The sequence below is a fragment of the Chryseobacterium sp. SIMBA_029 genome (genome assembly GCF_046535275.1).
GTDB lineage: Bacteria > Bacteroidota > Bacteroidia > Flavobacteriales > Weeksellaceae > Chryseobacterium.
This window is the reverse complement of sequence record NZ_JAWRXA010000003.1, coordinates 286,327-307,108: the sequence shown is the minus strand read 5'-3', so window position 1 is coordinate 307,108 and position 20,782 is coordinate 286,327. Positions and strand designations below refer to the sequence as shown.

At 36.7% G+C, this 20,782-nt stretch carries 23 protein-coding genes; 3 read left to right on the top strand and 20 right to left on the bottom strand.

Annotated elements, in window-relative coordinates; all coding sequences use genetic code 11:
* Positions 1-47: 47 nt before the first annotated feature.
* From murG to mraZ, 9 genes are all read right to left on the bottom strand, one after another.
* A complete protein-coding gene (gene murG, locus SB679_RS06905; RefSeq protein ID WP_410701541.1) occupies positions 48-1,178 on the bottom strand; it encodes an undecaprenyldiphospho-muramoylpentapeptide beta-N-acetylglucosaminyltransferase in 1,131 nt (376 codons plus the stop codon).
* 49 nt (positions 1,179-1,227) lie between these two features.
* Positions 1,228-2,466, bottom strand: coding sequence for an FtsW/RodA/SpoVE family cell cycle protein (locus SB679_RS06900; protein WP_410701540.1), 1,239 nt, complete (start codon positions 2,464-2,466; stop codon positions 1,228-1,230).
* Positions 2,467-2,534: 68 nt separating this feature from the next.
* The gene (gene murD / locus SB679_RS06895; protein ID WP_317740323.1) at positions 2,535-3,860 is read right to left on the bottom strand and encodes a UDP-N-acetylmuramoyl-L-alanine--D-glutamate ligase; all 1,326 of its coding nucleotides are present in this window, start codon (positions 3,858-3,860) and stop codon (positions 2,535-2,537) included.
* A gap of 86 nt (positions 3,861-3,946) precedes the next feature.
* Positions 3,947-5,188 carry a phospho-N-acetylmuramoyl-pentapeptide-transferase gene (mraY, locus tag SB679_RS06890; RefSeq protein ID WP_410701539.1) on the bottom strand — a complete coding sequence of 414 codons (1,242 nt, stop codon included), beginning with the start codon at positions 5,186-5,188 and terminating at the stop codon, positions 3,947-3,949.
* A gap of 30 nt (positions 5,189-5,218) precedes the next feature.
* Positions 5,219-6,679, bottom strand: a complete 1,461-nt coding sequence (locus tag SB679_RS06885; protein WP_410701538.1) for a UDP-N-acetylmuramoyl-L-alanyl-D-glutamate--2,6-diaminopimelate ligase — start codon at positions 6,677-6,679, stop codon at positions 5,219-5,221.
* 20 nt (positions 6,680-6,699) lie between these two features.
* The gene (locus SB679_RS06880; protein WP_410701537.1) at positions 6,700-8,691 is read right to left on the bottom strand and encodes a penicillin-binding transpeptidase domain-containing protein; all 1,992 of its coding nucleotides are present in this window, start codon (positions 8,689-8,691) and stop codon (positions 6,700-6,702) included.
* Positions 8,675-9,040: an FtsL-like putative cell division protein gene (locus SB679_RS06875; protein WP_410701536.1), complete on the bottom strand. Its 366-nt coding sequence runs from the start codon at positions 9,038-9,040 to the stop codon at positions 8,675-8,677. Before SB679_RS06875 ends, SB679_RS06880 begins: the two co-directional genes overlap by 17 nt.
* Before the next feature lie 33 nt (positions 9,041-9,073).
* Positions 9,074-9,967 (bottom strand): 16S rRNA (cytosine(1402)-N(4))-methyltransferase RsmH, encoded by an 894-nt coding sequence (rsmH, locus tag SB679_RS06870; RefSeq protein WP_410701535.1) that lies wholly within the window; start codon positions 9,965-9,967, stop codon positions 9,074-9,076.
* Positions 9,968-10,008: 41 nt separating this feature from the next.
* Positions 10,009-10,467 carry a division/cell wall cluster transcriptional repressor MraZ gene (gene mraZ / locus SB679_RS06865; protein WP_410701534.1) on the bottom strand — a complete coding sequence of 153 codons (459 nt, stop codon included), beginning with the start codon at positions 10,465-10,467 and terminating at the stop codon, positions 10,009-10,011.
* Between the two features lie 271 nt (positions 10,468-10,738).
* On the opposite strand from mraZ, the gene SB679_RS06860 reads away from it, so the two are divergent.
* The 3 genes from SB679_RS06860 to SB679_RS06850 all read left to right on the top strand — a co-directional run bounded on the left by SB679_RS06860 (position 10,739) and on the right by SB679_RS06850 (position 12,629).
* Positions 10,739-11,500, top strand: coding sequence for an alpha/beta fold hydrolase (locus tag SB679_RS06860; protein WP_410701533.1), 762 nt, complete (start codon positions 10,739-10,741; stop codon positions 11,498-11,500).
* Between the two features lie 62 nt (positions 11,501-11,562).
* A complete protein-coding gene (gene yihA, locus SB679_RS06855; RefSeq protein WP_410701532.1) occupies positions 11,563-12,186 on the top strand; it encodes a ribosome biogenesis GTP-binding protein YihA/YsxC in 624 nt (207 codons plus the stop codon).
* 2 nt (positions 12,187-12,188) lie between these two features.
* On the top strand, positions 12,189-12,629 hold the full coding sequence (locus SB679_RS06850) for a GNAT family N-acetyltransferase (protein WP_410701531.1): 441 nt from the start codon (positions 12,189-12,191) through the stop codon (positions 12,627-12,629).
* A 50-nt stretch (positions 12,630-12,679) separates the two neighbouring features.
* Here the strand turns inward: SB679_RS06850 and SB679_RS06845 are convergent, their stop codons facing one another.
* The 11 genes from SB679_RS06845 to SB679_RS06795 all read right to left on the bottom strand — a co-directional run bounded on the left by SB679_RS06845 (position 12,680) and on the right by SB679_RS06795 (position 20,776).
* The gene (locus SB679_RS06845; RefSeq protein WP_410701530.1) at positions 12,680-13,564 is read right to left on the bottom strand and encodes a hypothetical protein; all 885 of its coding nucleotides are present in this window, start codon (positions 13,562-13,564) and stop codon (positions 12,680-12,682) included.
* A 10-nt stretch (positions 13,565-13,574) separates the two neighbouring features.
* Positions 13,575-14,912, bottom strand: a complete 1,338-nt coding sequence (locus SB679_RS06840; RefSeq protein WP_410701529.1) for a beta-carotene 15,15'-monooxygenase — start codon at positions 14,910-14,912, stop codon at positions 13,575-13,577.
* Between the two features lie 6 nt (positions 14,913-14,918).
* Positions 14,919-15,326 carry a hypothetical protein gene (locus SB679_RS06835; RefSeq protein ID WP_410701528.1) on the bottom strand — a complete coding sequence of 136 codons (408 nt, stop codon included), beginning with the start codon at positions 15,324-15,326 and terminating at the stop codon, positions 14,919-14,921.
* Positions 15,327-15,333: 7 nt separating this feature from the next.
* On the bottom strand, positions 15,334-15,735 hold the full coding sequence (locus tag SB679_RS06830) for a DUF6804 family protein (protein WP_410701527.1): 402 nt from the start codon (positions 15,733-15,735) through the stop codon (positions 15,334-15,336).
* Positions 15,732-16,127 (bottom strand): hypothetical protein, encoded by a 396-nt coding sequence (locus SB679_RS06825; protein ID WP_410701526.1) that lies wholly within the window; start codon positions 16,125-16,127, stop codon positions 15,732-15,734. The genes SB679_RS06830 and SB679_RS06825 overlap by 4 nt, the downstream gene beginning before the upstream one ends.
* 423 nt (positions 16,128-16,550) lie before the next feature.
* Entirely contained in the window at positions 16,551-17,057 is a 507-nt protein-coding gene (locus SB679_RS06820; protein WP_410701525.1) for an SH3 domain-containing protein, read from the bottom strand.
* 60 nt (positions 17,058-17,117) lie between these two features.
* Entirely contained in the window at positions 17,118-18,398 is a 1,281-nt protein-coding gene (locus tag SB679_RS06815; protein WP_410701524.1) for a hypothetical protein, read from the bottom strand.
* 15 nt (positions 18,399-18,413) lie between these two features.
* The gene (locus SB679_RS06810) at positions 18,414-19,484 is read right to left on the bottom strand and encodes a type I restriction endonuclease (RefSeq protein WP_410701523.1); all 1,071 of its coding nucleotides are present in this window, start codon (positions 19,482-19,484) and stop codon (positions 18,414-18,416) included.
* A gap of 11 nt (positions 19,485-19,495) precedes the next feature.
* Positions 19,496-19,828 (bottom strand): YegP family protein, encoded by a 333-nt coding sequence (locus SB679_RS06805; protein ID WP_410701522.1) that lies wholly within the window; start codon positions 19,826-19,828, stop codon positions 19,496-19,498.
* Positions 19,829-19,833: 5 nt separating this feature from the next.
* Positions 19,834-19,983, bottom strand: a complete 150-nt coding sequence (locus tag SB679_RS06800; RefSeq protein WP_165570687.1) for a hypothetical protein — start codon at positions 19,981-19,983, stop codon at positions 19,834-19,836.
* A 127-nt stretch (positions 19,984-20,110) separates the two neighbouring features.
* Positions 20,111-20,776 (bottom strand): response regulator, encoded by a 666-nt coding sequence (locus SB679_RS06795; RefSeq protein WP_410701521.1) that lies wholly within the window; start codon positions 20,774-20,776, stop codon positions 20,111-20,113.
* Positions 20,777-20,782: the final 6 nt, after the last annotated feature.

Genomic DNA, 20,782 nt, shown 5'->3' with positions numbered 1-20,782 from the left:
TACAAAGTCTTTATGATGTTCTTTACTACATGTTACAATTATACTTTTTACAGTTTTTTTATTATTTCATCTACAATCTCTTTTGCTGCATTAGGCTTTGCAAAATATTCAAGATTGTTTGACATTTCATTTCTTATATTTTCATTCTCGCAGATTTCTGTCAGTGTATTCCAGAATTTTTCCTGCATTTCAGAATCTTTTACCATTTTGGCGGCATTCTTTTCCACCAGATTCATGGCGTTTTTGGTTTGATGATCCTCTGCCGCAAAAGGGAAGGGAATCAGCAAAACGGGTTTGCGGGCTACTGCCAGTTCTGAAATGGCAATGGCACCTGCTCTGGAAACGATAACATCTGCCGCAGAATAAGCGGTTTCCATATCTTTGATGAATTCCTTGATTTGAATTCCTTTGCTGGTTGCTGACTGCTGGTTGTTAGAATTTCCATCAACCGCAAACTGACAACTGTCAACAATTTCTTTATAATCAAGTTTTCCTGTCTGCCAGATCAACTGGTAGTCTTTACTGATCATCTCTTTTAAATGAGACTTCCAGGCATTGTTTAATGTTCTGGAGCCTAAAGACCCGCCTACAGAAAGAATGGTAAGTTTTTCCGTATCCAGACCCATTTTTTCTTTTGCCAGTTTGGTTTCCAGCATTCCGGAAATGATATTTTCCCGGATAGGGTTTCCTAAGAATTTGATTTTTTCAGTCGGAAATCCATCTACTTTTGGGTAGGCAGTAAAAACAGCTTTTGCTTTTTTACTTAATATTTTATTGGTTACCCCGGCATGGGCATTCTGTTCCTGAATGAAAATGGGAATTCCCAGTTTTCCTGCTTCGTATAAAGCGGGTCCGCTTGCAAAACCACCGGTTCCCACTGCGAAATCCGGAGCGAAATCTTTAATAATTTTTTTGGATCTTGATAAACTTTTTAAAATCTTAAATGGCAGTCCTAAATTGGATAACAGGTTTCCTCTGTCAATTCCTGCGATATCTATTCCTTCAATTTTATAACCGGCCTGCGGAACTTTTTCCATTTCCATTTTTCCGTTGGCACCAATGAACAAAAATTCTGCATCAGGAAATCTTTTTCTGATTTCATCTGCAATGGCAATGGCCGGGAAGATGTGTCCTCCTGTTCCGCCGCCTGATAGTAATACTTTTAATTTTTTGTTCATTTATATAATTTTTGAAATTGCTTCGTCGCTTACGCTCCCCGCAATACCATTATGCGATATCATTTATTTCTGCAACACTTTGCCTTTTGCCCATTCCTTCTTCATCGTATATCTGTATTCTGGAGCTTATATTTAAAATAATTCCCAACTGCAAATAGGTTACTAACATGGATGTTCCTCCGTAACTTATTAATGGCAGCGGCTGTCCTGTTACAGGAATCAGGTTGATGGCTACGGCTATATTTACTGAAAGCTGTATAAAAATCATCACCCCGAGACTGAGGACGAGCAGGGACCCGAAAAAGGCGGGCATCTTGCTGGCGATCATCACGATCCTTATCATCATAATTAAATAGAGACTGATCAGAAAAACAGCTCCGATTACTCCGTATTCTTCTACAATAACGGCGAAAATAAAATCGGATGCGGACTGTGGAAGCATTTGTTTTAAGGCACTTTTTCCCGGACCCATTCCTGTAATACCTCCATGCACAATGGCTGCTTTAGCCTGCATTACCTGATAGTTTTTTGCTTTTACACTTTCGTCGTCTACGTCTGCAGATTTGGCTTTACTGGAGGTAAAGGTTTCTACACGGCTCATCCATGTGTGAACACGGTTTCCACCGATCATGTTTGTATTTAAAGCAACGAGTAGAAATAAGACGATCGCAACAAATGATGCGGAGATGAATCCTGCAATATATTTCCAGTGAAGCTGGCCGATAACCAGAACAACGACAGAAACCATCAAGATCATCAACGCTGTAGATCCGTTATCTTTTGCCACCAATACAAACACAAGCAAGATAGGCCCGAATATGTACAGAATATTCTCTATAGGCAGTCTTTCCCGTGTTATTTTCTTGGTTAAATACCTGCACAGATAAATAACCAGCATTAAAAATGCAAATGATGAAGGCTGGAACGAAATAGGGGTTCCTGGAATCTTCAGCCATCGGGAAGCACTGGCTCCGTCGATGGTTTGACCTGTAAACATGGTGACTACCAGAAGAACAATCATCAGCCCGAGCAGAATACTGCTGAGTTTGCCGATATATTCATATTTTACGGTTCCCACGAGCCTCATAATTCCCAGACCCAGAACGACAAAGAACATATGTTTGATAACGTGACCTGTGGTGGTCCCGTTATTAACGATATATTCCAGATTTGAACTTGCAGAATATACAGGGAAAATAGAGAAAATGGAGATCACAAGAATGACCATCCAAAGTACTTTATCGCCCTTTAGAAATTCAACTCTGCTTTCTGTGTTCTGTTCGTCCATATTTTTGTATTCATGTATGATGTACAAAGTAAAATGTACTTTTTACACCCGACATTTTACTTTTTACATTATTTTAAAACTTGTTCTTTAAACTGACGTCCTCGATCTTCATAGCTTTTGAATAAATCAAAACTCGCACAGCATGGAGATAATAAGACGGTATCTCCTTTTTTAGCTAAAGATTTTGATATTTTTACCGCTTCCTCCATACTTGAAGTATCATATATAAATTCTTTTTTGTCTTTAAAGAAGTCTATAATTTTTTGGTTATCAATTCCTAAGCATACGATTGCTTTTACTTTTCTTTTAACCAGATCTTCAATTTCCGAGTAATCATTTCCTTTATCCAGTCCGCCTACAATCCATACGGTAGGTGTTTTCATGCTTTCTAACGCGTAATAGGTTGCATTCACATTGGTTGCCTTACTGTCGTTGATGTATTTTACTCCATTAATTTCAGTAACGGTCTCCAGTCTGTGCTCTACAGCCTGAAAAGTCATCAGTGAATTTCTGATACTTTCATTATTGATCTGTAGGATCTTACCTGCAATGGATGCGGCAAGACTGTTGGCAACGTTATGGTTTCCAAGCAAAGACAGTTCTTCAATTTTCATGGAGAATGGGTCTTCAGCTTTTACTACAATGGTATCATTGTCAATAAAACCCCCTTCATTTAATTTTTCTTTTGTTGAAAAGGGAATCATTTTCGCTTTTATTTCTAATTTTTCAAGAATATTTTTGCTCATTTCGTCATCTTTATTGTAGATAAAGAAATTATCATTTTCCTGATTTTCAGCTATTCTGAATTTTGCCAGCGCATATTCTTCGTAGTTGTAATTGTACTGGTCCAAATGATCTTGGGACAAATTCAGCAATAAAGAAATATACGGTCTGAAGTTCTGAATATCATCCAATTGGAAGGAACTTACTTCCAGCACATAATATTCATGGTTTTCATCAGCAACTTGTTTGGCAAAGCTGTATCCTATATTTCCACCCAGACCTACATTCAATCCGTCATTTTTCAGGATGTAATAGATCAGAGAGGTTGTGGTTGTTTTTCCGTTGCTTCCGGTGATGGCAATGATTTTGGCATTGGTGAATTCTGAAGCAAATTCAATTTCTGAAGAAAGTCTGATACCTTTTTCATGAATTTTATAAACAATGTCTGCCTTTTTCGGAATTCCAGGGCTTTTTACGATCCAGTCTGCATTTAAAATCCTTTCTTCGTCGTGTTTTCCTTCTTCAAATTCAATTTCATTGTCAACCAGAAACTGCTTATAGTTATCCTTAATGGCTCCTTTGTCTGAAAGAAAAACCTCCAGACCTTGTTTTTTAGCCAAATAAGCAGCTCCGCATCCGCTTTCTCCACCTCCTAAAACAACTATTTTCATATTAATTTTTTTGTAACATGTAAAATGTAAAACGTACAATGTATTTGGTGTCCTTTTACATTACTACTTTTTACTTTTTACAAAATTTATCTCATTTTTAATGTGATCAGACATACAATAGCCAGCATTACTCCGATGATAATCATTCGGTTAACGATTTTACTTTCGTGAAAACCTTCCTTCTGATAATGGTGGTGTAAGGGTGACATTTTAAATAATCTATTATTTTGGGCATATTCCAACCCATATTTTCTTTTTCTATACTTGAAGACAACTACCTGAAGCATTACGGATATGTTTTCTATCAAAAATATTCCGCAGAGTACAGGAATCATCAGTTCCTTTCTTAAAATAATGGCTAGTACTGCAATAACTCCCCCCAGCATTAAACTTCCGGTGTCGCCCATAAACACTTGGGCAGGATAGGTGTTGTACCAGAAGAATCCGATGACTGCACCTACCATTGCGACGACGAAAATGGTGGTTTCGCCCATATTGGGGAGGAACATGATATTGAGGTAATCCGCAAAAATGATATTCCCTGAAACATAGGTAAAAAATGCAAGTGCAAGCAGGATAACGGTACTTGTTCCTGCTGCCAGTCCGTCAATTCCATCCGTGATGTTGGCTCCGTTGGAAACAGCTGTTACAATGAAAATGACAATAGGTATAAAGACAATCCATGCCCATTCGTGGGCATCTTTGTCATTCATCCAAAAAAGTATTCCGCTGTAATCAAATTCATTGTTTTTAGCAAACGGAACGGTAGATACTGTGATTTTTTCTGTAGGCATAAAGTTCTGCTCTACATTGTTTCTGTTCACTACTTTAGCATCTGCATATTTTCTTTTAACGGTAATGTCCGGGTGGAAATACATCGTAATTCCTACAATCAATCCTAATCCGACCTGTCCTACGATTTTAAATTTCCCGCTAAGACCGTCTTTATTTTTTTTAACCTTTTTTAAATAATCATCTACAAAACCAATTGCTCCCATCCAAAGCACAGAGATGATCAACAGAACGATATACACATTCGTGATCCTGGTAAAAAGAAGTACGGGAATCATCGTGGCCAGAATAATGATAAGACCTCCCATAGTAGGAGTTCCTTCTTTTTGTTTTTGGCCGTCTAATCCCAGGTCGCGAACCAATTCACCCATTTGCTTTGCTCTCAGGTAATTGATGATTCTTTTTCCGTACACAAGAGCTATGGTTAATGACAACAGCACGGCCATACCGGCACGGAAAGAAATGTATTTCAACATTCCAAGTCCCGGGATATGAATTCCATGAGCGGTAAGATATTCGTATAGATAATATAACATGTTTCTTTTTTTACTGTTTTAATCAATAATTTACTTACTCATTAACTTCCAAAGCTCATTAATTACTTCTTTGTCATCAAAATGGTGTTTTACGCCATTAATCTCCTGATAGGTTTCGTGGCCTTTGCCGGCTACTAAAACGATATCTTTTGGTTCTGCAAACTTAATAGCCATTTTTATGGCTTCTCTTCTATCGGGAATTGAAGTATATTTGCTGAAGTTTTGAGGTTCAACGCCTGCTTCAATTTCTTTTATAATTTGTACAGGATCTTCTGTTCTCGGGTTATCTGAGGTGATAATTGCCAGCGTAGATTTTTTGGCTGCAATATTTCCCATTTCAGGTCTTTTGGAATGGTCTCTGTCTCCTCCGCATCCAAAAACAGTAATCAGTCTTTCGTTTTTGGTTCTGATATCATTGATGCTGTCCAGAATATTTTCCAGTGCATCAGGAGTGTGGGCATAATCTACAATAAAGAATATACCGCCATCGGATTTGAAGGTTTCAAATCTTCCGGAAACTCTTTGTAATTTGCTGATGGCCTGAAGAATTTCATCCTGCTGAAAGCCTAATTCTGTAGCAATTCCGAAAACAAGCAGCAGGTTGTAGACATTAAATTTACCAGTAAGGGTTGTCCAAAACTCTTTTCCATTGAAATTCAACAGCATACCGTTGAAATCTACTTCCAGGCTTTTTCCATGGTAATCAGCCATGGTTTTCATAGCATATGATTTTTTCTTTGCCTTTGTATTCTGAAGCATTATGTTTCCATTCTTGTCATCCACATTGGTGATGGCAACAGCGGAATCTTCCAGTTCATCAAAAAATCTTTTCTTCGTTTTCAGATATTCATCAAAAGTCTTGTGGTAATCTAAATGATCGTGGGTAAGATTGGTAAATCCTGCCACTTTAAAGTGTAGTCCTTCGATTCTGTTTTGAGAAATACCATGAGAGCTTACTTCCATGAACGCAAATTCACAGCCTTTTTCCACTGCTTCAGCCAAAATTCTGTTGATGGTAATGATATCCGGAGTAGTGTGGGTAGCCGGAATAACTTGGTCTGCAATTCTTATTTCTACGGTAGAAAGAAGTGCGGAATCATATCCTAAATTTTTGAAAACATCAAATAACAAGGTAGAGACTGACGTTTTACCATTAGTTCCCGTAACTCCGATTAATTTTAAATTTCGTGAGGGATTTCCATAAAAATTGGAAGCCAGATGTCCTAATGCTTTTGAAGAATCTTTCACTTTTACATAGGTGATGTTTTCTTCTGTTTTTTCAGGAAATTCTTCGCAAACGATTGTTTGTGCCCCTTTCTCTATAGATGATGCAATAAATGAATGTCCATCCACTACTGTGCCTCTCATTGCAATATAAAGAGAGCCTTCAGTAACCTTTCTGCTGTCGAATACCAATTCTGAAACCTCACGGGTGTTTTCACCGTGAATTTCTAAGACTGGAATTCTGTTTAATAATTCAGTTAATTGCATTTTCTTGATGCTTTACTATTTTAATTTTGCAGAGATAAATAAATTCTCTGGTTCTTACTTATTGTTGTTCCTTCTAACGGAAATTGTTCTCTAATTCTACCAACTCCTTTATAGTCAATCCTATATCCCAGGTTTTCTAACTGAGGGATTACATTTTTACCAATCAGTCCGACAAGGCTTGGCATTTGTTTATTATTGACTGTTATTTTAACATTAGGTTCAACCATTTTATTGAGGTCTACCTTTCTGTCAACCAACATTTCCTTTTCTATATTTTGAGGTGTTTTAAGGAAGGTTTTTCCTGCAATTTCCTTAAATACGGGAGCTGACACAGCGGCTCCATAAAACCCTATTGAAGTATTCGGTTCGCTGATCATTACATAGCAGGTATACTTTGGATTATCTGCCGGATAGAATCCTGCGAATGATGCGCGGTATTTCATTGGGCCGGGAAGCCAGTATTCAAATCTTGCGGTTCCTGTTTTTCCAGCCATTTTTAAATTGGGCGTGAAAATACTTCTTCCGGTTCCTTTTTCTACTGCTTTGGTTAATGCATCCGTCATCATTTTAACGGCCTTTTCTGAGGCCATTTTATTCACCATTACTTCGGGTTTAGCCTCATACATTACCTTTCCGTCTTTCATGATCTTATCAATGAAAAGAGGTTTCAGCATCTTACCTCCGTTAGCAACTCCATTATAGAAAGTCGTTAACTGCAGCAAGTTGATGTTTGATGAATATCCATAAGAAATAGAAGCGAGTGTTGCCGCATTCCATCTTTTGCTTTGAGGGGTTACAATTTTTGGTTTTGCAATCCCGGGAAGTTCAATATCCATCTTGTCAAATAATTTCCAGCGTCTTAAGTGATCAAGAAAAATCTGGGGTTTATCTGCATAATATTTTGTAATCAGCTTAGCAGTTCCTACGTTACTGGATTTCGCCAGTACATCACTGATGTCATAGGTTCCACCACCGTGGCCGTCGGAGATTCTTTGTTTGGCATAGGTCCAGACTCCGTTTCCTACATTTACCGTTGTGTTTTCATCGATAAATCCATCATCCATCGCCGCCAAAAGCGAGATGGTCTTGAAGGTAGATCCTGGTTCGATATTATCTTTTAAAGCATAGTTGTATGAATCTTCATATTCCCCGTCTTCGGTTCTTCTTAGATTTACCAGAGCACGAACTTTTCCTGTTCCTACTTCCATGACAATCACCGTTCCGTGTTTTGCTTCGAATTTGACAAGCTGCTTTTCAAGGGCAGAGTGTGCTATATCCTGAGTTCTAAGGTCTAAGGTGGTGTATACATCTTTTCCGTCAGTCGGTTCCTGTACTTTCCAGAAATCAATTGGTTTCCATTGGGAAGAATTGATTCTCTGTTCTAATCTTTTTCCGTCAGTACCTGTAAGATATTTTGAGAAAGCTCCTTCCAGACCGGCTTTAAGTTCACCATTGTCGATCCCGATGGTTCCGGCACCAATTTCTGAAGTGGCCAATTCTCTTTTATAGTTTCTGTCGACAATAAAGCCGCCTTTGTTTTTACCTTTCGAGAAAATAGGAAACTGTCTTATTCTATCGTATTCGTCGAAGTCAAGACCTTTAACCAATGTATAGTATTGGTTTTTATGCTTTTTCTGTTCGTCAAATTTTTGTCTGAATTCAGTTTTTGGCTTCCCAAACATTTTGCTTAAAGAATCTGACAAAGCGGCGATACCATTGCTGTATACGGTATCTCTCATTGTTTTGAAATCCAGGTAGATATCATAGCGCATTACCGTTGTTGCCAGGATGGAACCGTCTGATGCGAACAGATTTCCACGGGCCGCTTTTAAAGTGGCGGTACGATAATTTTTATTAATGTAATCGTCTTTAATCTCCTGAACATTGGTGTTTTGGAGAATGATGATTCTTGCTATGAACAGCACAAATACGCACAAAGCCACCACTGCGAAGAGGTAGCCCCACCTTAACGTTTTTTTACGTTTGTTATCGTATTCACTTTGCTTTTGCATCTGTACTATCCAGTTTTATTAACAGTTTATGAGGATGGTTTTCCAGGGTCATCAAAGAGTCCCTTGCTACTTCTTTCCCCAATTCAGATTCCATTTTTACTTTGATCAGCTTACTTTGTGCGTAAGCATTTCTTGATTTGTATTCTTCGGTTTCTTCTTTTAAACCGTTTACGATTTTAATTTTTTTATTCACCAGGTGATTGCTGTAGATCATCGCCATCATCAGGATAAACAACAATAAGAAATACTTATAATGTATTTTTATCTCATCCCTGTTAAGAAAATTCCCTTTTATAATGTCTATAAAAGTTAATTTCTTCTGAGGGCGATATGTTGGTCTTTTTGCCAATGTACTGTTGTTGGTTTATCGTTACCGGTTTTATTATAATTTTATTCCTATTCTCATTTTAGCGCTTCTGGCTCTGGAGTTTTCTTCAATTTCCTTATCATCAGGAACGATTGCTTTAGTTTTTACCAGTTCAAAAGTCTTTTTATAATTTCCGTAAATATCTCTGGTTGGTTCTCCTTCGAACATTCCGTTTTTCAAAAACCTTTTTACCAAACGGTCTTCCAGTGAATGATAAGAGATCACGACCAATCTTCCTTCTGTTCTTAATACATTGTAAGATTGAACCAGCATTTCTTTCAATACTTCCAGCTCCTGGTTCACTTCAATCCTGATGGCCTGAAAAAGCTGTGCATAAAACTTATTCACCTTGTGGGGGGGAAGAAAGCTGAAGAGTTTTTTCAAATCTTCAGTGGTGTTTATGCTTTTGTTTTTTCTATGATGAACAATATCTCTTGCCAGTTTTCTGGCTTCTCTTAATTCTCCGTAATAGTAAAAAATATCAGCCAGCTGCTCTTCTTCATATTCATTGATGACTTTTTTGGCATCAAGGCTCTGCATAACGTTCATCCTCATATCCAATGGAGCGTTGCTTCTTGTAGAGAATCCTCTTTCCGCTTCATCAAACTGATGGGAGGATACTCCAAGATCGGCAAGAATCCCGTCAACCTGAGAAACTCCGTACATCAGCAGGGAGTTTTCTAAAAATCTGAAATTTTGATTAACCAGCGTAAATTTGGGATCATCAATATTATTTTTAAGCGCATCTAAATCCTGATCGAAGCCGAATAGTCTTCCTTTATCAGAAAGTCTGCTCAGTATTTCTCTGGAATGACCTCCGCCTCCAAAAGTACAGTCCACATATGTTCCGTCTGGATTCGTCACCAAATCATCAACACTTTGCTTTAACAAAACGGGGTTATGATACATGTTTTATTTTTGTGTTTTTCCGCTTTTTTTATTTAGCGCGTTTATTCTTCATTGAAAGAGCCCATTACATCTTCAGCAAGGCTGGCAAAATCTGCTTCATTGGTGGATATTACCTTTTCATAGGCTTCTTTATCCCAGATTTCAAATAATTCTCCTGCACTGGTAATCACAATATCTTTCTGAAGATTTGCAAAATGAGTGAGGTCTTTAGAAATCTGTAATCTTCCAGCATTATCCAATTCTACCGTTTTTACTCCTGCCGTAAACATTCTAATGAAATCAGCATTCTTTTTAATGAATCTGTTTAGTTTATTAATTTTGCCCATCAATTGGTCCCATGCATTCATAGGATAAACTTCCAGGCAAGGTTGGAACACAGATCTCTTGACTACAAATGCCTTATCGTCGAAGTCTTCCATCTGTTTGATTAAAGATGAAGGTACTTTTAAACGGCCTTTGTCGTCAATTTTACACTCATATGTTCCTATGAAACTTTTCATTTGGGACAAATTTATATAATAATTTCCAAAATTTCCCACTTTTTCCCACTTTTTGACTTAATGTTAATAAGTTTTATTAAAGATTTAAGCATCCATGGGTAATTTGTTGATCTGTTGCCCTTTGCTCAATGTGTTATCCGGGCCATAATAAATGAGTTTTCAAAAAATATGTTAAAAAGCCTTTATTATATTATTTTTATTTTAAATTAGGCATATCAAAATATTTTTGAGGTTTAATTTGTATTTTTGCAAGGCTTTATTAAGGCATTATATGATATTTAGTACAAAAAAAGAAAAGAAATATACTTTTGTAGAGGCGGGAGAAGGACATCCATTGGTGCTGTTGCACGGTTTAATGGGTGGTTTGAGTAATTTCGATAAGATGGTGAATTTCTTTTCGGATAGAGGTTTTAAGGTGTATGTACCTCAATTACCGATTTACGATTTGCCGGTACTCAATACCAATCTTACCACGATTGCAAAATATATTATAAAGTTCATAGAAAGTCATATTTCTGAACCGGTAACCATTGTAGGAAACTCTATGGGAGGCCATGTTGGGCTCATCCTATCTTTGGCAAGACCGGATCTGGTGAAAAATCTGGTATTAACAGGAAGTTCCGGTTTGTATGAAAGAACATTCGGGGACAGTTTTCCTAGAAAGAATGACAGATCGTATATCAGAAAGAAAACGGAAGAGGTTTTTTATGATCCATCCATCGCTACTGAAGAATTGGTGGACGAGGTTTTTGGAGTGGTTAATGACAGAATGAAAGGAATAAAAACAGTTATGCTTGCCAGAAGTGCCATTAAACACAACATGCTGAATGATCTTCCTAAAATTGTAACCCCCACATGTTTGATCTGGGGAAAACAGGATAACGTTACGCCGCCTGAAGTTGCGGAGGATATGCATAAATTTATTCCCAATTCGGATCTGTTCTGGATTGATAAGTGCGGCCACGCCGCAATGATGGAAAAACCAGATGAGTTCAATGAAATTCTTTACAGCTGGTTAAAAGATAAAGTATAAAAATAAATTGAACCATTAAGAGCTTTTCTTAATGGTTTATTTTTCTAAAAAAATATTCAAGAATGGTTATAAAAACGGCAGAATTTGTAAAAAGTAGCGGAAAATGGCAGGAATGCCCTGAACCTACCATGCCCGAATACGCTTTTATAGGAAGATCAAATGTGGGAAAATCGTCATTAATCAATGCGATGATGAATAGGAAAGACCTGGCAAAAACTTCCGGAACTCCGGGGAAAACTCAGCTTATTAATCATTTTATAATAAATGAAAACTGGTACCTTACCGATTTACCGGGATATGGTTATGCTAAGGTTTCAAAAGTTATGAGAAGGGATTTTGAGAAACTGATTAATAATTATATTCTGAACAGAAAGAATCTTGTGAATCTTTTTGTGTTGGTAGATTCAAGACACAGCCCTCAGAAAATAGATCTTGAATTTATTGAATGGTGTGGAGAAAGTGGTGTTCCTTTTTCAATTGTTTTTACGAAAGCTGATAAACTGAAGCCTAATATCGCCATAAAAAATGTAGAAGATTATAAGGTTGAGCTTCATAAGACATGGGAAGATCTTCCGGAGTTATATGTGACCTCAGCCGAAAAGAAAGAAGGATGCGATGAAATCCTGAATTTTATACAAACAACGAATGAGTTTTTAAAAAACAACAACGTTAATTTTGAAGAATAATTATGATTTGGAAGATTAAAACTTTCGATGAATTCACGGTGCCAGAACTATATCAGGTTATCAAGGCCCGTGTTGATGTATTTGTAGTAGAGCAGGATTGCCCTTATCCAGATCTGGATGGATATGACCAGAGAGGAATTCACATCTGGGCAGAGGAAAATGGAGAGGTCCTGGCATATTGCCGGGTTTTTGATAAAGGCATAAAATATGACGAAACTTCTTTTGGAAGGGTGTTAACGACAGAAAAAGCAAGGGGAACGGGTTTGGGGAAACAGCTGATACAATATGCTGTTGAAACCATAGAAAACCGTTTTCATACTTCGGAAATAAGAATTTCAGCGCAGGATTATTTATTAAAATTCTATAGCGGATTCGGATTTGAAAATACCGGAAAAAAATATCTGGAAGACAATATTCCGCATACGGAAATGTTCAGAAAATAAAAAAAGCGAAGATTATCTTCGCTTTTTTTGTGGATATATGTTGAGTGTTTTTAGGTTTTACCTGTAATGGCTTTTATAATAATGGGTTCCAGATTGGACGGTAAATCGGCTGATTTTATCTGATATTTTTTGATTTTCATGTCTTTAAACCAATTTTCCCAGTATTCTTTGATCACGGCTTCTTCAAATGGATTTCCTTTTTCAGGATTAATGCCAAGCACGATGACTTCCAGATTGCTTAGATTGTCATTGGCTTTCACGAAACCAAAATTATTTTTATCAATCGCCGTTTTAAAATCAGACGTTGTTAAATGGTTTGATTTAATAAGCTTTGAGGTTAAATAAGAGGTCTTTGCTTTTTCTGAAAACTTGGAATTTTCATGATACATGTATCCGTCGGTCAGGATAAATAAGATATTCCTGTGATCTTCTTTTATACAATAATCATTGACTTTATTTTTAAAAAATTCCCAAATGTCAGAACCTACATATTTTCCGTCTTTAATTGCGGATTGATAGATGTTGGCAGGTAATTCAGAATATTTTTTTTCAACGGTATTGAAATAAGCTTTGTTGGTATTTTGGTCGAAAGAAACTTTAAGCTCTTTGGTGAAATCATTGATTTTGGGATCGGAAGGTTCGGGATTGAAGAAAACCTGCATCTGATCATTATAGGTGATGATCCTTTTTGTTTTGATGTGGTTCAGAAATCCTTTCTCGATCGCTTTAATGTATTCTATATCCCTCTGGAAATACTCCATGGTGGGATTGGGATTTGTTTTTGGATCAATCCGGTCGGATAAATCGATCAGAATACTCACATTGATATTGTTGGGGTCAGGTTCGGGAATAGCTTTCCCGCCTTTAGGATCTACAGGATCTTTACAACAGGAAGCTAAAGATATCATCAGGAATAAGTACAGTATTTTTTTCATAGGAAGTGGGTTATAAGGCGGATAAATACACTAAATTTTGATTGTCAGAGTTGGCTCCTACTTCTTCCAGATTGGTACTGTATATATCAATACAGCTGTCGATCATGGTTTGTTTTTCGGCTTTTGAAACTGCTATTCTCTCGGCAATAAACGTGACCCAGCCTTGAACATATTCTGAAGCATAGAGTTTATAATCTTTGGTCGGAATAATCACTCCGTCAATGATGTTTTGAAGCTCTTCAATCCTTCCGCGTGTTTTTATAATGAGCTCTTTGGTCGTTCCAATATTGGCAAGGATTTCTTCAATTTCTTTTTTTAGAACATTAATTTTTTCCAGCAGGAAAAGCACATTTTTCTGTCTGATTTCCTGTTCGTTTTTAATTTTATCTTTCTCCCGGTGTTCCTTCATCACAAAATCGAAAACCAGTCCCCAGATAATATACACAATGAATCCTGCGAAAATAATTCCCCAAAACTGGTTTTTAGTAAAAGCGATTTTTAGATCGAATGGAGGAGATTCAAATGTTTTGTTGAGTTCGTATAATTTAGACTCAATTTCGTACGCTAAAATAGCATCAAAGATGAATGTGACGATGAATAGCAATCCCAGTTTGATATAGTTGAGCCGTGTTTTGTTTTCTCCAAACATATGGATCAAAAATCCCAGCCCTAAGAAAACGGATGGAATCAGAGTGACAAAAGCACCTTCTATTACTCCTTCATTCCAGGCTTTGCTGAACGCCTGTGCATCTAACACACTTTGAATCACCGTACTTTTTGCATCAAAACTTTTAAAAAACGCCGAATAAGAAGTCGAAATATAAAATGTTAGTAGATATAAAGTGATGGGAATGAGTAGAATAGCGCCAATCCAGAATTTTGTGGAAGCTCCTTTTGTAGCTTTTACGTTGTACTTTTCCGGGTTTCTAGGTAAATCGTTGATCTCTGCTTTTAAATTTTCAATTTTATTTTGATGGTCTTCAATTTCCGTGTTTTTGTTGGTAAGCTGTTCTTCTTTTGTTTCCAGAGAAACGGTCAGTGCTTTAATCTCTGTTTCTCTGTTTTTTTGTTCGTTAACGTAAGATTCTTTGAGTTTTTGCTGCTTTTCTACCATTTCTTTTTCCTCATTCTGAAATTTGGAGTAGACAGCATCCAGACAAATGAAGAGCGTTGTATGATTTCCGTTATTTCTGGAGCTGTCTCTGTAGCCGGATTCATGGTAGGTTCGTTTCCTGCTTTCCTCAGGGGATTCTGCATTGGGGTCAATTTCCGGTTTGGGAGATTCCTCTTTTGGAGTTTCAATGGGAATTGATTTTAATTTGAATAAATTTTTAATATTGGTCGTCATGATCAGTTAGTTTTTTAATTCGTATAAAATATCTGTTTTATTTTTTCCGGTTTTTACAGAGGTTATCAGATAATCGACAATCGCTTTTACGTTTTCTTCCAGGAATCCAAACATCAGAACATATTTTTCCATTGCAGAATATTCGTTCGGAGAAATTACTCCGTCTGCCCAGATCATTACGGTGAGGTCATAGAGATAGTCTACTTTTTCTTCAATCGTCTGGGGAACGAGCGATTTAAAATTGATGGGATTTAAAAGAATTTCGTCCAGGTTTTTAGGGGATATGCCTCTTTCTTCCGCGCATTTATAAAGCATTTTCAGTTCCAGGGCACTGAAATCATCATCACAGATGGCCATCTGGTACAGTCTTAAAAAGTGTGCTTTAAGATTTTCGGTAATTTGAATATGTTCCATAGTTGGATTAGTTTTCTCTTGGGTTTTTAGGATTAATAATGACATCCCGGGAATGGAATCTCTGATGGGTAGGGTGTGCTATGGTTTCTTCCGGAGTTTCTGTGATTTCTTCCTTTTTTTCTTCCGGTTTTTCAACAAAAGCAATCAGCAGAAAGAGAATTCCGGTGATGATATCCATAGGAATCCATATACTTTTTCGATAGAGATAAATCGGAAAAACAGGGTTGAAAAGGATAAGGATGAAAAGGAAAATCAGACTGAAATAATATTGCTTAAAACGGACTGCATTATACAAAACGAGTAAAGCACCCATGGAGATCAAAATTCTCAAAATAGTATAATATTCTATAGGAAGTCTGAAAACAGCTACGAAACAACAGATTGCACATAGGGTAAGAAAAGGTTTCATTGTAGCCTTTCTTTAGCTTCAACTTGTTCTTCATACCAAAACTTTTGAGTGCTAAAATCTAGCGGCCAATCTTTCTCCGCTTGTCTTTTGATAGAATTATCTTCAATTGTTTTCATATATTCATAGGATTCTACCTGCTCATTTATCCAGAATTCCTGCGTTGAATAATCATTTGGCCAGTCTTTTCTGGCTTTTTCTTTTAATTTTTCGATGATCGCCTCTTTTTCAGGGTCTGATTGTACTTCTATTTCTTGAGGATGAACTTCCGATGTTTCCAGTGTTTGTATTCTTTTTGACAATCGGGAGTTTTTTTTATCATCCATACTTCCGAATGCTATGAAAATAAAGAATACAAAAAATCCGGCTGAAATGTAATGATTAAATTTTTTCATAATTGTTAGTGTTAAAGATTAATGCGTTAGACTTATAAAAAGGGAGTGCTGCTCCGAGGAAATAAAAGATGAGATCAATAAGATCAAAAGTTCCCGGTATTACTTTGAAAAGCTGCAAAAATTCTGAAAGTAAGGCCATACACGGGAGGCTGAAAATCCAAAAAAAACTCTGATTGTTTATTCGGTGTTTCCATATTTCAAGCATTAAGGCTGTATATGAAAATAGCCATAAACCATCTGGAAGACTGTATTTAAACCAATGGAAAACGCGAAGAGTATTTCCGAAATTATTTACTGAATGCACTTCATTTACAGACCTTAGCCAACTGAACATAAGGAGTTGATCGGAGCGAAATATTATGTATATCATCCCTCCGAAAGCGACAGGAAGTAAAAGAATGAATATTTTCTTTTTCAGTTGCATTATTTTACATCTTTGTAATAGACATACCCAACCTTTCCGCTTTTTTTCACCTGTACTTTATACCAGGAATTTTGTTTGGATAGCTGCTTTAATTCTGTGTTTTTTGGAACGGTCTCTATTATTTTAGAGTTTAGAAAAGGCTTTTCATAAATTTTGGTAACGGCAACTCCTGCAAAATACCGGTTGTTGGTATTGATGTTGATTTCATCAATCCGGATTTTTGGAGAATGATAAGACTTGCTTTTTTGGGTGTAATGGGAATCTGGAGAAGCTTTAGATTTCTTTTTCTTTGAAGATGATTTCTTTCCATAAGAACCACCACTGCATACACCACAGCTTCCCCCGGAAGAGCAATGAGCGCAGCCTGTGCAATTGGAACAGGCGCTGCAGGATGCAGAACCGGTACATCTTCCGCCATGATGTGAGCTTTCGGAATCAGAAAGGCTGAAAGAAACAGCTGTAAATGTACCGATGCATAGAATGAGTATAGAAATGAACGTTTTCATGGTTTTTTACATTAAATTATATATTGGTTTTCAATGGTTATGCTTCAATAGAAGACTGGTTTATGACATGCTGATAAAAGTGTCATGCATCGAAATCTCTCTCATAGCCTGCACTTTTATATGATCATTCATCTTTCCGTATTGCCGGATGGAACTGGATAATCCTATTGCCAAAACTTCTGCTTCGTTTCTGTTCAGGCTTAATGCATAGCTTTTGTTCTGGACGATCAATTCAAAGCTGCCCCACTGAAATTCGTGGGATATCAGTTTATTAAATGGGATCTGAAAGCTTTTTGCTCCTGCATTGAAGACGATTCTGGAATTGGTTAAAAATAAAGTACCGGGATAGGTTTTTCTTACCTGCTCTTTTACCGGACGATATCTTCCGCCGCCCACTCTGGCGCTTACTCCTTTTGTTATTCTGAAAGAAACACTGGTACTGGAGCGGGAATATCCTGCATGGACCAATTTGTTTTCAATCAACGTGGCATTGAACTGCAGATAGCCTGTTTCATCTCTCATTAATGTGATGGGAGGATTGTAAAGAGTGGGAAAGATTCCATGATCTAAATTCCATAATAATTTGGCGCGCATCAGCTGTCTGATTTTTTTGTCAGAAATCAATGTTTTAATATTCTGATGATTAATTTTCAAATCACGGGTAGTCTGCACTAATTGGGTTTCCTTCGAAGGAGAAAGACGGCTGTCTGAAACTTTTTCGTCCAATATTTTATTAAATAATGACACTGCAATTTTTTGCTTAATGGCTTCTGTTTGTTGCAATGGGAATTGAAGAAAAGCCGCAATCGTCATAATCTGCTGATTTTCCGCATCGGTCAATACATTATTTTCATAGCATTTCTGAATTAAAGTGCTAACCGTTTTTTCAGCAATTTTCTTTTTTTCCAGAGAGATTTGTTCATCAGATAAGCTGAAATAAAGTTTAATGCTGTTCAGGGCTTGGATTTCACTCTGTGTAAGATGAAAATCCGAAACTGCTTTGCATAAGGTCTTATAGTAAATTTTTCTTCCCGCTTTAATTTTTTGCTTATCACTTACCGGTTTGGGGCTGTTGGTCGCGTTTTGCTGGTAGACAGGCAAAATCGTTTGAAGATTTGCATAATCTATCGTTTTCAGAAGCTTGTTCGTGCCGTCAATGTCTATGGCCGATACCTTTTTAACAATGAAATTACAGGTTAAAGGAATTAAAAAGAGTGTCGGAATAAGCATGGCTGATGAGGCTATAAAAGCCTGTTCGATTAATAAACCCAGCGAGATCAGAAGAAACATAATACCGAAGCTCCATCTTGAAATTTTCACAAAAAGTAAAAGAGTTTTCATGGGTATTAGTTTTGGTTAGTTATAGTTTTCTAAGGTTTTATGGAGCTCTTCTTTGAAATTATATATTTCATCCAGATTATTCAGGAGTACTTTTTCGCCGGCTTCTTTACCATTGTGGAATGTTTCCAAATATTTGTTGGCCGTATTAAAATGGAAACGACAGAGAGGTTTTCTGTTGTTATCATCCAACAAAACTCCGAAATAGGAGAGAGTATCCCTGTGGGCAATTCTTGCAGAAGGTATTTTCTCTCTCAAAATCGCTTTGACAATCTGGAAGGCTTCCAACTCTTCTTCGGTGGTTACAATTTTAGAATCATTATTTTCATCGATAGGCTGGGATGGTTTTACCCCTTCTTCCTGTTTTTCAATCTGTTCATTAATACTTAAAGCAGATTTCAGCCTGAAACTGATGGATTCATTGATGGAAGTCGTCAAAGCCTTTTTAGTGTATTCCTTAAAAGAAACCATTCTGTTGGCTGTGATTGGTTTTTCAAAGAATCTGCTGACCAATAATTTAACGAGTTCGTCGGAAGGGGTTTCAATTTCTTTTTCGAACTCTTTCCTGATTGCTTTGATGTATTTTAAAGCTTCGGCAGAATCTAAAATGCTTTCAAGATTGTAATCCTTTTTAGTGAAACTCTCAAGAATTTTGATTGAACTGTCTTTTAAATTTTCAATATTGATGGTGAAAAATGGCTTTTCGTCCATAATATTAGGCTTTTCCAGATCGGTATAGAAGTTATAGACAATCCCATTGGTCAGCACACCAAACCGTGTTTTTGAAACATGATAATACCGGTGAAGCTGGGAATTGTGCGCATCGGCATTTTCTTTCCAGTGCTTGCATTCTATGATGAAAATAGGCTCGTCATTATGTTTGATTACATAATCTACTTTCTCTCCTTTTTTGGTTCCGATGTCGCAGATATGTTCCGGAATAACTTCAGTAGGATTAAAGATATCGTACCCTAAAATCTGTATAAAAGGCATTACAAATGCATTTTTTGTAGCTTCTTCCGTGCTGATCTGATCTTTCAGGCCGACTACTTTCTGGTGTAATTGTTCAAGTTTAATTTTGAGATCCATAGTAGTGTTTTTTAAAGAGTTTCGTCAACGATTTCAGCTGTAGGAGCATTCTTTTTTACAGATAAAATTCCGACTTCCATGGAAGGTTTGGAACTGTAATATTGGCTTTTACCAATAATTTCCCCGTTTCTTGCTTTTAATACAAAATAATCTTTATCGTTCTTGGCAACTCTTCGGTTGTATCTTGAGTCCTCCTGAGAATTGATCTTCACAGATTCAATACCTTTTAGGCAAGATGCTTTCTGAACGTAGCCTTCACTGGTTAAAATAATTTCACCATTTCCGGCTTTTAAATTAAACTGATACTCGTTGTTGATTCTTTTTGTGATGACAAATTTTTCCATGGTTCTTAATTTTTACATCCGTTTTTGTCGCATGTTATTTTGTCATTCGTATTTACCCAATGATCGGAATGAACATTCGTGTTAGTACCGCAGCCTGTGGTTCCTCCTTTTTGCCCTTTGTGAGTAATGTTTGTCGGAGTGTGTTTTACATTCATAATAAAATTTTTAAATGATTAATTGGGTCAAAAGTAGAACGATTAGAAAATGAATCCTTACGGTTATCCGTAAAAGAAAAAAACCTTCCAAAAAATTGAAAGGTTCATATACGGTGTGAAAACAGGATTAAATAATTCCCAGGTCTTTGCAGAAGGCGATTAATTGTTCATTGCTTGTTACTTCCAGGGCTTCTTTTAAATTGTTTAATTTTTTTTCCACGCTACTCAGACTATTAGGGGTGATATTATTATTCTGCAGATAGGTTGGAATGTTTTTTTGCTGTACTCCCTGAGAAAGAAGGGAAACAAGCGTTATGTCATAAGAGGTAAACTCATAACTGTTGAGTTTCTTTACTTCTTGTTTAAGATCAAGAGACAGATAGTTTTCATTGACATATACGGATGCAATTGCTTTTTTCAGTTCTTTAGAGTCATTTCTGGCTTTGCGGACATATCCGTTAATTCCGGATTCGGTAAAAAGTGAATCAATAATTCCGGATTTGCGTTCTCCGGAAAAGACAATGATTTTTAAGAGAGGCTGTAGCTTTCTGACTTCTTCAATCAATTCTTTTCCATCTTTGATATTTTGTTGATGATGGTCTTCTTCATAAGAAAGATCCGTAATCATAAGGTCGTAAGGATCGTTTTCACGAATAGATTTTTTAACTTTTGCTAAAGCATCATCACAGTAATATACATAATCAACATTCGGAATATTAAGTTCTTCTAATGTTTTCTGGACAGATAAACTACCCATTTCATGGTCTTCGGCTATTAAAATTTTTTTGAACATTTTTTT

What these genes read in the sequence shown, in the direction of transcription:
- SB679_RS06845 (WP_410701530.1), bottom strand. Translation starts at nt 13,564, where the DNA reads ATGAAAAAAATACTGTACTTATTCCTGATGATATCTTTAGCTTCCTGT.
- rsmH (WP_410701535.1), bottom strand. Translation starts at nt 9,967, where the DNA reads ATGTATCATAACCCCGTTTTGTTAAAGCAAAGTGTTGATGATTTGGTG.
- SB679_RS06820 (WP_410701525.1), bottom strand. Translation starts at nt 17,057, where the DNA reads ATGAAAACGTTCATTTCTATACTCATTCTATGCATCGGTACATTTACA.
- murD (WP_317740323.1), bottom strand. Translation starts at nt 3,860, where the DNA reads ATGAAAATAGTTGTTTTAGGAGGTGGAGAAAGCGGATGCGGAGCTGCT.
- SB679_RS06880 (WP_410701537.1), bottom strand. Translation starts at nt 8,691, where the DNA reads ATGCAAAAGCAAAGTGAATACGATAACAAACGTAAAAAAACGTTAAGG.
- SB679_RS06900 (WP_410701540.1), bottom strand. Translation starts at nt 2,466, where the DNA reads ATGGACGAACAGAACACAGAAAGCAGAGTTGAATTTCTAAAGGGCGAT.
- SB679_RS06800 (WP_165570687.1), bottom strand. Translation starts at nt 19,983, where the DNA reads ATGAATGTAAAACACACTCCGACAAACATTACTCACAAAGGGCAAAAA.
- yihA (WP_410701532.1), top strand. Translation starts at nt 11,563, where the DNA reads ATGGTTATAAAAACGGCAGAATTTGTAAAAAGTAGCGGAAAATGGCAG.
- SB679_RS06850 (WP_410701531.1), top strand. Translation starts at nt 12,189, where the DNA reads ATGATTTGGAAGATTAAAACTTTCGATGAATTCACGGTGCCAGAACTA.
- SB679_RS06835 (WP_410701528.1), bottom strand. Translation starts at nt 15,326, where the DNA reads ATGGAACATATTCAAATTACCGAAAATCTTAAAGCACACTTTTTAAGA.
- SB679_RS06885 (WP_410701538.1), bottom strand. Translation starts at nt 6,679, where the DNA reads ATGCAATTAACTGAATTATTAAACAGAATTCCAGTCTTAGAAATTCAC.
- SB679_RS06795 (WP_410701521.1), bottom strand. Translation starts at nt 20,776, where the DNA reads ATGTTCAAAAAAATTTTAATAGCCGAAGACCATGAAATGGGTAGTTTA.
- SB679_RS06815 (WP_410701524.1), bottom strand. Translation starts at nt 18,398, where the DNA reads ATGAAAACTCTTTTACTTTTTGTGAAAATTTCAAGATGGAGCTTCGGT.
- SB679_RS06830 (WP_410701527.1), bottom strand. Translation starts at nt 15,735, where the DNA reads ATGAAACCTTTTCTTACCCTATGTGCAATCTGTTGTTTCGTAGCTGTT.
- SB679_RS06805 (WP_410701522.1), bottom strand. Translation starts at nt 19,828, where the DNA reads ATGGAAAAATTTGTCATCACAAAAAGAATCAACAACGAGTATCAGTTT.
- SB679_RS06825 (WP_410701526.1), bottom strand. Translation starts at nt 16,127, where the DNA reads ATGAAAAAATTTAATCATTACATTTCAGCCGGATTTTTTGTATTCTTT.
- murG (WP_410701541.1), bottom strand. Translation starts at nt 1,178, where the DNA reads ATGAACAAAAAATTAAAAGTATTACTATCAGGCGGCGGAACAGGAGGA.
- SB679_RS06860 (WP_410701533.1), top strand. Translation starts at nt 10,739, where the DNA reads ATGATATTTAGTACAAAAAAAGAAAAGAAATATACTTTTGTAGAGGCG.
- mraY (WP_410701539.1), bottom strand. Translation starts at nt 5,188, where the DNA reads ATGTTATATTATCTATACGAATATCTTACCGCTCATGGAATTCATATC.
- mraZ (WP_410701534.1), bottom strand. Translation starts at nt 10,467, where the DNA reads ATGAAAAGTTTCATAGGAACATATGAGTGTAAAATTGACGACAAAGGC.
- SB679_RS06810 (WP_410701523.1), bottom strand. Translation starts at nt 19,484, where the DNA reads ATGGATCTCAAAATTAAACTTGAACAATTACACCAGAAAGTAGTCGGC.
- SB679_RS06840 (WP_410701529.1), bottom strand. Translation starts at nt 14,912, where the DNA reads ATGACGACCAATATTAAAAATTTATTCAAATTAAAATCAATTCCCATT.